Source organism: Streptomyces sp. NPDC014006 (assembly GCF_043088925.1).
Taxonomy (GTDB): domain Bacteria; phylum Actinomycetota; class Actinomycetes; order Streptomycetales; family Streptomycetaceae; genus Streptomyces.
Genome location: NZ_JBICAJ010000014.1, coordinates 155,608 through 166,838, shown reverse-complemented (window position 1 = coordinate 166,838; position 11,231 = coordinate 155,608). Strand labels below are relative to the sequence as shown.

At 69.9% G+C, this 11,231-nt stretch carries 10 protein-coding genes and 2 pseudogenes; 4 read left to right on the top strand and 8 right to left on the bottom strand.

Annotation, left to right across the window (positions count from 1 at the left end; genetic code table 11):
* Positions 1–326: 326 nt before the first annotated feature.
* The gene (locus tag ACF1GV_RS36155) at positions 327–536 is read right to left on the bottom strand and encodes a hypothetical protein (protein WP_391689761.1); all 210 of its coding nucleotides are present in this window, start codon (positions 534–536) and stop codon (positions 327–329) included.
* Positions 537–843: 307 nt separating this feature from the next.
* On the opposite strand from ACF1GV_RS36155, the gene ACF1GV_RS36150 reads away from it, so the two are divergent.
* Complete coding sequence (locus ACF1GV_RS36150; RefSeq protein ID WP_391689758.1) at positions 844–1,521, top strand: alpha/beta fold hydrolase; 678 nt, start codon at positions 844–846, stop codon at positions 1,519–1,521.
* Positions 1,522–1,987: 466 nt separating this feature from the next.
* Here ACF1GV_RS36150 and ACF1GV_RS36145 read toward each other — a convergent pair.
* Positions 1,988–2,355: pseudogene (locus ACF1GV_RS36145) on the bottom strand (transposase family protein); the annotation flags it as partial.
* 345 nt (positions 2,356–2,700) lie between these two features.
* Between ACF1GV_RS36145 and ACF1GV_RS36140 the strand changes: the two are divergent.
* Together ACF1GV_RS36140 and ACF1GV_RS36135 are read left to right on the top strand one after the other, a co-directional pair.
* A complete protein-coding gene (locus ACF1GV_RS36140) occupies positions 2,701–2,949 on the top strand; it encodes a phosphoribosyltransferase family protein (RefSeq protein WP_391689756.1) in 249 nt (82 codons plus the stop codon).
* 17 nt (positions 2,950–2,966) lie between these two features.
* Positions 2,967–3,650, top strand: coding sequence for an IMP cyclohydrolase (locus ACF1GV_RS36135; RefSeq protein ID WP_391689752.1), 684 nt, complete (start codon positions 2,967–2,969; stop codon positions 3,648–3,650).
* 322 nt (positions 3,651–3,972) lie between these two features.
* Here ACF1GV_RS36135 and ACF1GV_RS36130 read toward each other — a convergent pair.
* The 6 genes and pseudogenes from ACF1GV_RS36130 to ACF1GV_RS36105 form a co-directional block, all read right to left on the bottom strand.
* Positions 3,973–4,558, bottom strand: a pseudogene (locus ACF1GV_RS36130) (transposase family protein); the annotation flags it as partial.
* Between the two features lie 572 nt (positions 4,559–5,130).
* Complete coding sequence (locus ACF1GV_RS36125) at positions 5,131–6,426, bottom strand: MFS transporter (protein WP_391689749.1); 1,296 nt, start codon at positions 6,424–6,426, stop codon at positions 5,131–5,133.
* Positions 6,423–6,962, bottom strand: a complete 540-nt coding sequence (locus tag ACF1GV_RS36120; RefSeq protein WP_391689746.1) for an ArsR/SmtB family transcription factor — start codon at positions 6,960–6,962, stop codon at positions 6,423–6,425. The genes ACF1GV_RS36125 and ACF1GV_RS36120 overlap by 4 nt, the downstream gene beginning before the upstream one ends.
* Before the next feature lie 328 nt (positions 6,963–7,290).
* Positions 7,291–7,437 (bottom strand): hypothetical protein, encoded by a 147-nt coding sequence (locus ACF1GV_RS36115; protein ID WP_391689743.1) that lies wholly within the window; start codon positions 7,435–7,437, stop codon positions 7,291–7,293.
* 312 nt (positions 7,438–7,749) lie between these two features.
* A complete protein-coding gene (locus tag ACF1GV_RS36110) occupies positions 7,750–8,463 on the bottom strand; it encodes a DUF4232 domain-containing protein (RefSeq protein WP_391689740.1) in 714 nt (237 codons plus the stop codon).
* A 266-nt stretch (positions 8,464–8,729) separates the two neighbouring features.
* Entirely contained in the window at positions 8,730–9,548 is an 819-nt protein-coding gene (locus ACF1GV_RS36105) for a DUF817 domain-containing protein (protein ID WP_391689737.1), read from the bottom strand.
* A 355-nt stretch (positions 9,549–9,903) separates the two neighbouring features.
* Between ACF1GV_RS36105 and ACF1GV_RS36100 the strand changes: the two genes are divergently transcribed.
* On the top strand, positions 9,904–11,160 hold the full coding sequence (locus ACF1GV_RS36100) for a serine hydrolase domain-containing protein (RefSeq protein WP_391689734.1): 1,257 nt from the start codon (positions 9,904–9,906) through the stop codon (positions 11,158–11,160).
* The last annotated feature ends 71 nt before the right edge of the window (positions 11,161–11,231 follow it).

The window sequence follows — 11,231 nt, the reverse complement described above, 5'->3', positions numbered from 1 at the left end:
CCGGACACCGTGGTGCGCGGCCACGGCTGGCTGGCCCTCACCGCACCCGGTGCGAGCCACGGCGCGTTTCCCGGGACCTTCAACGTCTGAGGCGCCGAGCGGGCGCACTGAGCTGGACTCGGCTCTGTGTCCCCAGTTCGTCGTCGTTGCCGAGCCAGCCGTTGAAGCTTCCGCGGCGATGGCGACTGCGACCTCCAGGGCGGGGAGCAGTAGGTCGGGTTCGACGCCGCTAAGGTATTGGCCGACGCCGGGGTTGAAGTGCAGTTGTGGCCCACCGTCGGCATACCTGAAGAAGGCTGGCGGGTCGTCCGGCCGTGGGTCGAGGATCAGTACTTCGGCGCTGTCCTGTCTGCCGGGTCGTGGGCCCAGCCTTCGCTTCCGCCGGATTCCACGATGGACGGCCAGTCGTCGGTTCGGCCCAGGCGGCCGACGCAGCAGGTCAGTGCGAGGTCGACGAGGGCGGACGCTTCCCGGCCGTTGAGGGCGGCGCCGACCTCGACAGGCTCATGGTCGGCTATACGCTCGGCCGCGGGCACGGGTGATGTAGAGGTCGTCGGCGCTGAGGCGGTTGCCGGCCCAGGCGTTGGCGATTTAGGCAAGGCTCTCGGGCACGGATGACCCCCTCCCTTGGCGAAGTCGGGGTGGTGGGGCACAGCGTGGAGCCCATGCATGAGGACGGTGCCGGTCACGATCGCCTTGCCTGCGTCACAGAGTGCGAACTCGGGGAAGCCGCCCAGTAGGGGTCCTTGTCCACTGGCCGGAATCGCCGCCGCAGCCCGATCGTTGCCGAGTGTGCGACCACCAGCTGTACTCGTTCGGTTGCGCTTGGCCTACGATGACGCGGTGAAGTTCGTGATGGTGCCGGGTGGCTGGCAAGGTGGGTGGGTGTTCGACTCGGTAGCCGCTGAGCTCAACCGACGCGGTCACCACGTCGAGGCAGTGACCCTGTCGGGGCTGGAGTCGGACGGCCCAGTCGATGTGGACCGTCCGCCGAACCTCGACACCCACATTGACCAGGTGGCCGAGATCATTGACCGTGACGACGGAACCCCCGTCGCGCTGTGCGGGCACAGCTACGGCGGGATGGTGATCGCTGGTGTCGCGGATCGGCTCGGCAACCGCCTCGATCAGCTCGTCTTCATCGACGCCTACGTCCCGGACGACGGGGATTCGTGTTGGTCTTTGACCAGCGACACGTTCCGGGACCTGTTCATAGCCGGCGCTCGCGCCGACGGTCGATGGGTCGCTGTCCCCGAAGGACTCGACCCTCGTGCGCGACCGCACCCACTGGCAAGCTTCGTCCAGTCGATCAAGCTTGAAGGCACCCCCAGCGACCTGCTCGGCCGGACGTTCATCAGTGGCGGTGCGTGGCCGGGTAGCCCGTTCGTGGCCCTGACCGAACGGCTGCGCAACGACTCGAGCTGGCGGGTTCACGAGATCCCCGTCGGCCACAACATCGCCCGTCGCGACCCGCATAGCCTCGCGGCCGTTCTCGCCGCATTGTCGCCCGACTCCGCCTGACGCACGGTTGCTTCCTTGCTCTGTGTCGTCGTCCTCGTCGAGGCGGGCGGTCGCCCGGGGTCGCGCCGTGGTCGCGGTGGCAGTGATAGGAATGGGCTCGGGCACCGCATGGCCGTGCAGCGCTGAAGGCGGCGCGATGCGGCCGCAGCCGGAGGTGAACTAACCGATCCGCCTAGAAGGCATCACCGCCGGCCCGGCAGGGGCACGCCCGCAGCCCACTGCGTCGTATCGGATCAGATACGCCGCCCCGACGCGGAAGCCTGTGGTGCTCAGGCCCACCGTGTCGCATCCGATCGACTTCTCCTCCATGGGCTCTCGCCGCGGTGTCGGCTTCACCTCGCTCCACGAGAACCTGGCCACCACAACCCCCGGCGGGCGGAGTCCATTTCTGTTGAATGCCTCACCGACGCTCCTCTGGGTAAAGCTCAAGGCTCAGCACACAGTTGGGGAACCCCATGGCGTCCACGGACTCTTCGGCGATGGCGCGGTCGCGGGGAAGGCACGAATGTGCCGTCGACGATCAGCACGGCGTCCTTGCTGAACCGCCGCCGGGGCTTGAGCGCCAGCAGGGGGCCGACGTGGTCGATGATGCGGTCGGCCGCCGACTTGGACACACCGAACAGCGGCGCGATCTGGCGCAATGTCAGGTTGGCCGTATGCAGCAACCAGCTGGAACCGGTCCTCCAGGGGCGGACTCCAAGGTCCGCCCCGGCGAAGTTCATCGCCACCCTCCTGGCTCAGGCCCGCCATCCGCTTGCGAAAGTCCCGGGGGCTGAGCCCGGTGAGCGGGGGCTGTCAGGAGGGCTCCGACGCCGTGATCACCACACCAGCCACAGCAAGATCATCTCATCCGACTGACGCCCGCCTCGGTCGGATCTGGACCGACGAACCCATCAGGCAGGCCGACGGCGCCGGAGGTAGGCCCAGGCCAGCGCCAGCACGATCGGACCCCACAGCGTCGCCGGGCTGATGCACGTCCGCGCAAGAGCCATCCACCAGCCGCTACGGAATCCCACTTCGGGCAAGATGCCCGCCCAGGCCGACGGCATGAGGTCAAAAATCGCCACCAGGGCCAAACCGCCCAAGACTGCCGGGATCATCGCGGCGAGCCAAGCGGCCCTCTCCAGGGACAGGTTGCTCCAGGTCCGTCTCCTGCGGCGGGAACCCAAGCAGTACGGTGTGCCAGGAGTACTGAACACGCCTTCGCCACGCGGCAGCGGCTTCGCCCTGGTCGACGACGTGGCCGGGACGGGAGCCAGCCTCGAGCGTTCCGTCCTCCGGCTGCGCGAACTGGGACAGCACGTAGTGGGCGCCTGGGTCGTCGTGGACCGGCTGGGGCAAGCAGCCGCGCGGCTGGCCGCACTGGGCATGCCGCTGCACTCCCTGCTCACCTTGGACGAACTGAGATCCCACCGGATCTCAGACTGATCAGAAAGTACAACCGGATGCCCAACCTTCACGACGTACTGTCCACCAACCCGTATCCCGGCCGCGGAGTGCTGTGCGCACGCACGTACTCCGGTGCCGTCCTGGGCGGCTACTTCCTCACGGGGCGCAGCCCGGCCTCCCGTGACCGTGCCCTGCGCCTGGTCGGCGACGACCTCCTGGTCGGCCCCCTGACCGAGACGGAGCACGACCCGCTGCGCCACTACGCCGCGGCGACCACGGCCGGGGACTGGCTGGTGCTGGGCAACGGCGAGCAGGTGTCTCAGGTGGCGCAGCGCCTGACCGCGGGGACGGCACCGGCCGAGGCGCTCGGCGGCCTCGAGTACGAGCCGGACCCGCCGATCCGCACCTCCCGCATCACGGCGCTGCTCCACCGTGACGCGGGGCGCACCGCGGTGTTCGGTGCCGCCCGGCCGAGCCGTGGCAGCCGCCTGACGACCAACGTGATGACGCTGACGGTCCAGGCCCTGGAACCGGGCGAGGCCGTGCTGCTGACGACGTATCTCTCCGACGGTGAGCAGGTCGCCGTCGCGGATCCGTTCGTCGAGACCTCCATCGAGGCGAAGACGGGTGAAGACCTCCTCGAGGAGATCTGGGCCGCGCTCGACCCCCGGTTCCGCATCGCCGTCACGGTGGTGGACCCCATGCAGGGCCCGGCCTCGGCGATCCAGCGTTCCGCCTGACCACCACTTTCGTCCGACAACCCAGCCCTCACACGACCGCTGACACGACCTGTACCGCGTCCTGTGGTCGGGCTGATACAACCGCCAGCTGATCGAACCCCTCGCAGACCGGCAGCCGAGACTTCCGGCTGCCGGTCTGCGGGCGGGCACCATGGTGAGCGGCGCCTCGGAGCCTCCGTACAGGTTCTTCGATGGGCCGCTTCCTCCCCTTCGTCGATGCTCAGGCCGCCGATTGCGGGCTCTCTGCGGCCTGAGTGGTGCCTGAAGCGCGTTGCAGAATGCAGTGATTTTGCAGGTCAGGGTCCGACTATGGCTCTTCTGATCACGTAGCCAGGGCGAGGCTGTGCGTGTGTGCGACGGCTTGCACGGCGTGGTGGAGGCCGTCGCCGCGCTGTCGGCAACCACGAAGGATCTTGTAGTGCCTCAGCCCGCCGATCGCCTGCTCGACCCGCGCACGGACCCGGCGATGCTCCGCGTTGTCGGCTTCCTCGCCCGCCGGCAAGGGCCGGCCGGGTCTGCGGTGCGGGACGACCAGGCTGGTGTTGATGTAGGCGCCGTCGCCAAGCACCGTGACATCCTGGCACTGCTCCGGTGGGCCGGAGTTGCGCCAGACAAGGGGCGACTTGTTGCACGGAGCCGGACGGGCTGCGGCCACCACCAGAAGTGTGTCGGCTCGAGGATGACCTGCACGTTCGCCGAGAACCGCGGGGCGAGAGACCGGCCCGAGCGCAAGGAGCGGCCGCAGCCGCTGGATGACCCGCCACACCGTGGCCGGCGAGACCCCGAACCGTGGCGCGAGCTGCCACATGGTGAGGTTCTTCCGGTATTAGACAGCCGCCATGAGCACCCGGTCGGCAAGCGGCAGACGCCACAGTCGCCCGATCCGAGGGCCCGTCGCCGCCTCGCTCCTACCTCAGCGAAGCTGAGGTCGCGGACTTCGCGGAGCGAATGCCCTCGCGTTTGAGCGGGGCTTCCGGTACGGGCTTCCCACCCGCGGCGCCCCCTGGCCGCAACACTCCCCTGGCACGTCGCTACACCGCGAAGACGCCGGCGGCCCCAGACCGCATCACAGCCGCCGAATCCCCGGTGACCGCACGAAGGGGCACCGGCCGGCGCCCGACGGCACCGAAGGCCGTACGCACCGCGGGTACGGCTCCACCGTGGCGCAGGGAGGCAATGTGAGAACGCTGCGCGCTTGGGCAAGCGTCTACGGCCCACCCGATCGTCATGAATGGGCAACTTGGCCTCAAGCAGGGACACTTCGCGTTGATTACGCCCGGCACTGAACCAACCACCGGGCCACAGGGCGGTCGGGTTCAGGTTGATATCGCGGCTCTGTCATCACGGGAGCCGCGCCCCTTCCGGGACTCGGACGCCGGCGACGACGAGGATCGACGGCCCACACAGCCGAGCGGCCTGGCCACTCGTTGCACCATGAGGGCCTGGCGCCCGACTTGTCGTGACGCCGCCGCAGCAGGCGTCACACCAAGCCGGGTGCACTCTCCTGGGCGGGGTCCTCGGATGCCGGGCGATCGGGACCGGCGGCCGGGACGGCGGCACGCAACGCCGCTTCGACCCGGCGGTTGCTGGTCATGGATGCCGTGACGGCCGTCATCGCCAGGAGGAGGACGGCAGCGGCGTAGAGCGGGGTGCGGATGTCGTAGGTGGTGGCCAGCCAGCCGCCGAGGAAGGCCCCGACGGGGGCGGCGCACATGGCCAGCATGCGGGAGGTGGAGGCGACCCGGCCCATGAGGTGGGCCGGGACGATCGCCTGCCTCAGGGAGGGCCCGAGCACCATCGTGGCGCCCATGCCGGCTCCGCAGACGGCGAGCGCCAGCCCGGCCACGTACGGGTTCGGGGCAGCGGCAAGGCCCAGGACGGCAAGCCCTTCGACTGCGGCTGTGCAGGTCAGTGCGGTGCCGGTGCCGAGTCGTCGGCCAAGGCGGGAGGCGATGCCTGCCCCGAGCAGACCGCCGGTGGCCTCCGCCGTGAGGAGCAGGCCGAAGCCGTAGGTGTCGATGCCGAGACGGTCGTGCGCGAAGAGGGCCAGGACGGTCTCCACAGCCAGGAAGGCGATGTTCCCGACCGCCGGGCGGAGCGCGAGGCCGAGCAGCACCCGGTCCCGGACGACGTACCAGACCCCGGCCCGCGCCTGCCGAAGCAGCGACTCACGGACCTCCACCGCGGGCCGCGGCATGACGGGCAGCGAACGCACGAGCAGAGCGGAGAGCATGAACGACACCGCGTCGGCGAGCAGCGGAACCGCCCGTCCGAGCGCGAGCAGCGCACTGCCCGCAGGAGGCCCCGCGAAGCCGGACATGGTGGTCTGGGCGCCCCGCAAACGGGAGTTGGCTCGCTCCAGGAGTGCGGGGTCGCGACCAAGCAGATCCGGCAGATAGGCCGTGGCGGCCGTGTCGAAGAAGAGTCCGCCGAGGCCGAGAAGGAAAGCGACGGCCGCAAGCAGCGGAATGCTCAACACGTCGAGCGCGGCCGCTGCTGCCGGTATCGCGAGCAGCACCGCACGCGCCGCGTCCGTGACCCACATCGTGCGCCGGCGGTCCCAGCGGTCCACCAGGGCACCGCCGAGCACTCCGAAGAGCAGCCACGGCAGCGTCCCGGCGGCCGTGACGACGGCCAGCGCCATCGGCTGCCGCGTCAACATCAGCGCGAGCAGCGGCAGCGCGGCATGCGACACCCCGTCACCGAGTGAGGACACCGTCTGCGCCGTCCACAGCCGTCCGAACCCGGTCGGCAACGTACGTCTGCCCGAGGTCATTTGGCGTCCTTCCCGGCCTGCTCGCGCGGTGCCGGGCGGAAGAGTGCGAAGACGAGCGACGCGTCCGGCAGCGACGGATCGGACAGTTCCCGGTACTCGTCCGCCAGCGCCTCGAGCCGCGCCCCCAGCTGCGTGAACTGCTCCTCGGTGAGCCTGAGATGGGCCATTTGTACGTGGCGCTCACCGTCCACCGGCGACGCCTCCAGGTCCGCCACGGCGTGGCGCATCAGCATGTCCGGCCCTCCCTCCCCCGGATCCGGCAGCACGATCGACCGTGCGGCCATCGCGTAGTACCGCTCGGTGACGCCCCGCACCTTCCGTGTCCGCACCACCTTCACCAGACCGGCCCGCTCCAGCAGCCGTACGTGATAGCTGGAGCTCCCCTTGGCAAGGCCCACCCGCTCGGCGATCTGCGTGATCGTCGCGGGCTCGAAGCGGAGCACGGCCATGATCCGGTGGCGCGTGAGATTGGAGACGGCGCGCAGCTGTTCGTCCGTCGTGACGTGAAACGTCTCGGGAAGCTCATCGGGAGGCATGCCAGCAATGGTCAACGATTCTTGACCATTGAGCAAGGGGTTTTCGCGATGGGACGCCACTGGACGAGTACGACGAAGCCCCCGGCAGTCGGTGGGCGTCATGCCACCGTCTGCCGGGAGCTTCGTCCTTGCCTACGGGCCGGGGAGCTCTGTCGAGCCCTGGCCCCACCTCGCTCGGAGGCGGACCCGTGCGTGAGCCGTCACCTGCGATCAGCGGGACGAGCGGGACCAGCGGGACCAGCGGGACCAGCGGGACCAGCGGGGGAAAGAGTTGCTGTAGAGGGTGTGTCCGCAGGAGGAGCTTCCGGAGCCGAGGCCGTAGATGCCGTCATCGCTCCCGACCGCTTCGCGCAGCCCCTTGACACAGGCCGACGTGGGCTCGCCTCGCGAAGCCCTCCAGGTTGTCGATCGGCATGGCGGCCGGGTGGGTATAGGTCACGTCCGGCACGATCGTGCCGGCGGTGTCGACCTTCATGAAGGTGTGCGTCTCGCCCCAGGTGTCGTCGCAGGTCGAGGCCCGGCCCGTGCAGCGGGTAGTTCGCCGGGTTGTAGGCGGCCCCGGTGAGCGGGTCGCCCCAGCCGTTCGCGGTCAGCAGGCTGCCGGGCACGTAGCCGACGCCCTCGAAGCCCAGGTTGCCGTCGTCCTTGCTGCCGGCGTCGAGCTGGGGGAACTGCGACGTCATGTCCCACTGGTGGACCGGCGTCAGCTTCGATCCGGTCGCGGCCGGGTCGAACTCCATGATCGTGTCCTTGGGGGGCCTGTTGTAGGCGTCGCGCTCTGACGTCGTCAGAAGTCGTACGGCTTTCTCGTGTTCCAGTTCAAAACGTCGGCCTCGTTCCAGCTGAACTGCGGCTTGTCGCCCGTGGTGTCGACGGAGTAGAGCGGGTCGATGTGACCGTCCGCGCCCCGCAGCGCGATGGCGAACGACTGCGCCGTGTGGTTCTTCGAGCCGTAGTCGAAGAGGTTCACCGCGCTGTATACCTTGCCTCCGGGCCGGAGAACGATGTGCTTGTCGCCGCCCGGGATGTCCTTCTTCGAGTGAGGCAGTGCGGCGCGGTCGACGTCGCCTCCGAGCTTCACGGCCGGGTACGAGGTGACCCAGCACGGCTTGGACCCCTCGTTCGATGCAGTGACCAGCAGGTGGTCGCCCTGCTGACCGGCGAAGCGGTGCACCGCGGTGACCAGCATCTCGTCTCCGCGGCACTGCCTGGCGTCAGCCGTTGCGCCCTCGCTCGCGGCCTCCTTCGTCCTGCCCGAGGCGGTCGGCGAGCGCGTCCCCTCCTTGGCCTTCCCGCCGCTGCCGGTCTGTTCCGCGCTGCCCATGCCGTTGCCATCGGACGCGGACCGGCTCGGCGCGGTGCCGGCGGTGTGGCCGCCGCCCGCCGCCTTCGAACCGTCGTCGGCGCCTCCGCAGGCGGTCAGGCCCACTGCGAGCGCGGCGGTGACGGTGGCCAGGGCCGCCGAACGGACGGTACGGCGGGCACGGTGCGTGGTCATCATGAAAGCCCCCCACGATTGCCGGAACGCGGCACCTGCCCTGCTCCCGCAGAGCGACCGGCCGCCTCCGCTGTTTGGCTGCACCCCATGAGATGACGCCCGCGCGGGCATCGTTCACTCCGGTCTGTCCGCATTCGGTAACAGGGCAACCGGGGCGGGCAGGCGTTCCTCTACCGCTCCCCCACCCTGCTCCGCCCGGATGTCGTCCTCGACGAGCGCGACTCCCGATCCCCCTTGTTCGACGCAGCGGCGCAGGAAGCGGCGGCCGGTCAGCCGGTCTTGCGCGCATCGGACACCGGCTCCGGGCGGGCCGCCGCGAGGTGCTCGACCAGGACGAACGTCACGCTGATCAGCAGGGACCAGGCGCCGAACTTCGCCAACGGCACGGGCTGCCAGCCGCTGAGCTGCTGCGGGTAGCTCCAGGCACCCGCGTAGGTGGCCGCGTTCTCGGCGACCCACAGGAAGAAGCCGATCAGGACGAAGGACACGGCCAACGGCATCCGGTAGCGGTGCCCGCCGACGCTGAATCCGACCCAGGTCCCGGCGGTCGCGGCGGCCATCGCCGCCGCGAGCGGCCAACGCAGGTCGGGCAGCCAGTGGTGGGTGAAGAAGTTGAGGTAGACGGCCGCGGCCACCGCGGTCGTGGCCGCGGCGCGGTAGCGGGTGTAGTGCAGCCGCATCAGGTGTCGCGCCCGGCACACGTAACTGGCCACCGCCGCGTACATGAACCCTCCGTACAGCGGAACTCCGGCGATCTTGCTGAGGGCGTCTTCCGGGTAAGTCCACGAGCCCAGGCGCACCTTCACCAGTTCGAACAGGAGCCCTACCCCGTGGCACACGACGATCACGGCGGTGTCCCTCCGGGTCTCCCAGCCCACCCGGCGGGCGACTAGGGTGAGCAGCACGCCGTAGGCCAGGACCAGGTCGTAGCGGGCCACGGGGAGCGGTGGCAGCAGCCGGGATGCTCCGATCCCGGCCAGCAGAGCCACAGCGAAGGCGCAGGCCCGGGCCTGGATCACCCCGAATCGGAACAGTTGCCCGAGCAGATGCCGCGGCCCTCTCGTGGCCGATCCCTCCTCGCGGTGCATGCCCCCTCCTCCGTGCGACGGCGAGGCCACGATCGTAGAGGCACATTTGAACATGTTCAAATAGTCGGGGCTCGGGCGACGCGTACGACGTCGGGGCATCCCGGCCGGCCTCATCGCCTGCAGCAGCACACGTCCGACCGGCTCGGGGCGCAAGGGGCGGGCGGACCGGGGGAACCAGCGATGGACGAGCTGCTCGTAGAACGCTCGCTTCCCTGACGTTTCGACGCCGGCTCTCAGGGTCCGATCGGGGTTCGATCAGGGCCGTTCCCCGATGAGCCGGAGCAGCGGCGCGGCGGAGACTCATGGCCGGGCCGATGATCACTCGCCCGACCACCACACGCCCGGAGGCACCGACGTGAACCGTTCCGCCCGTCGCACCCGTTGGATCACCCTGGCTGTCTGCGGCACCCTGACCATGACGCTGGCCGGCGGGATGGCCGCGCCCGCACTAGCCGTATCGCGGCCGGCGGTGACGTCGGCGCCGGCCGCCGCGACCGCGCCGCTGCCGCGTCTGGATCCGGCCGTGCTGCGGGCTGCTGTCGCCGGGCTGCCCGACGAGGACGTCACCGGCGCGCTGCTGCGGATCACCGGCAGAGCGGGCCACTGGTCGGGCACTTCAGGTGTCGGCGACCTGGAGACCGGTGACGGCGTACCGCCCAACGCGTTCATCCGCATCGGCAGCATCTCCAAGGTGTTCACCGCCACGATCGTGCTCCAGCTCGCCGCCGAGCACCGGATCGATCTGGACCGGCCCGTCCAGCAGTACCTGCCGGGTGTCCTGCCCTCCGGCCTGCCGCCCGTCGCCGTGGGCCGGCTGCTCAATCACACCAGCGGCCTGCCGCGCGGCGGATCGAATCCGGAGTTCGGTGACGGCAGCCCCGAGTGGTTCGCCGCCCATCGTCTGAAGAGCTTCACCCCGCGACGGGTGATCGACACGTTGGCCGGTCAGCCGATGCAGTTCGCGCCGGGCACGGCCCAGCAGTACAACGGCATGAACTACTTCGTCGCCGGCTTGCTGATCGAGAGGGTCACCGGCCGCACCTTCGCCGACGAGGTACTGACCCGGATCACTCGCCCGCTCGGTCTGCGCGGCACCTACGTCCCCGACGCCGACGACCCGCGCCTGCCCGGCCCGCACTCCCACGGCTATCTGACGGTCCAGTCCCAGGACGGCGCCACACATCGGGTGGACGTCACCGAACAGAGCCCCTGGCCGTGGGCCGAGGGCGGCATGATCTCCACACCCGCCGACCTCGACCGCTTCGTCACCGCCCTGTTCAGCGGCCGTCTGCTCCCGAAGGCGCAGCAGGCCAGGCTCTTCGAGGTCCCCGACGTCCCCAGCAGTCACAGCAGCCAGTGCCGCACACAGGCCGACGCCGGCCGGGCCTGCATGACCATGGGCCTGATGCGGGTGACGGCGGCCAACGGCGTGGTGGTCTGGGGCAAGACGGGCTCCCGCCCAGGATGGACCAGCGGCGTCTTCGCCACCAAGGACCTCTCCCGCAAGATCGTCTACTCGGTCGATCCGACGAACCTCAACGGCACGGAGATGGCTCTGATCCAGCGCATCGCAGCGGCGTCGTTCGGCCCGCTGGTCCCGGCGAAGAACTGAAGGCCGAAGAGCGTATGCCGGCCGACGGCGGCCCGTCAGCCCTGTCGGCCGGTCACTGTCCCGTCGTCGGC

Bases quoted from the DNA above. Each gene is read 5' to 3' on its own strand.
- ACF1GV_RS36105 (WP_391689737.1), bottom strand. From the start codon at position 9,548: ATGCACCGCGAGGAGGGATCGGCCACGAGAGGGCCGCGGCATCTGCTC.
- ACF1GV_RS36120 (WP_391689746.1), bottom strand. From the start codon at position 6,962: ATGCCTCCCGATGAGCTTCCCGAGACGTTTCACGTCACGACGGACGAA.
- ACF1GV_RS36135 (WP_391689752.1), top strand. From the start codon at position 2,967: ATGCCCAACCTTCACGACGTACTGTCCACCAACCCGTATCCCGGCCGC.
- ACF1GV_RS36125 (WP_391689749.1), bottom strand. From the start codon at position 6,426: ATGACCTCGGGCAGACGTACGTTGCCGACCGGGTTCGGACGGCTGTGG.
- ACF1GV_RS36110 (WP_391689740.1), bottom strand. From the start codon at position 8,463: ATGATGACCACGCACCGTGCCCGCCGTACCGTCCGTTCGGCGGCCCTG.
- ACF1GV_RS36115 (WP_391689743.1), bottom strand. From the start codon at position 7,437: ATGAAGGTCGACACCGCCGGCACGATCGTGCCGGACGTGACCTATACC.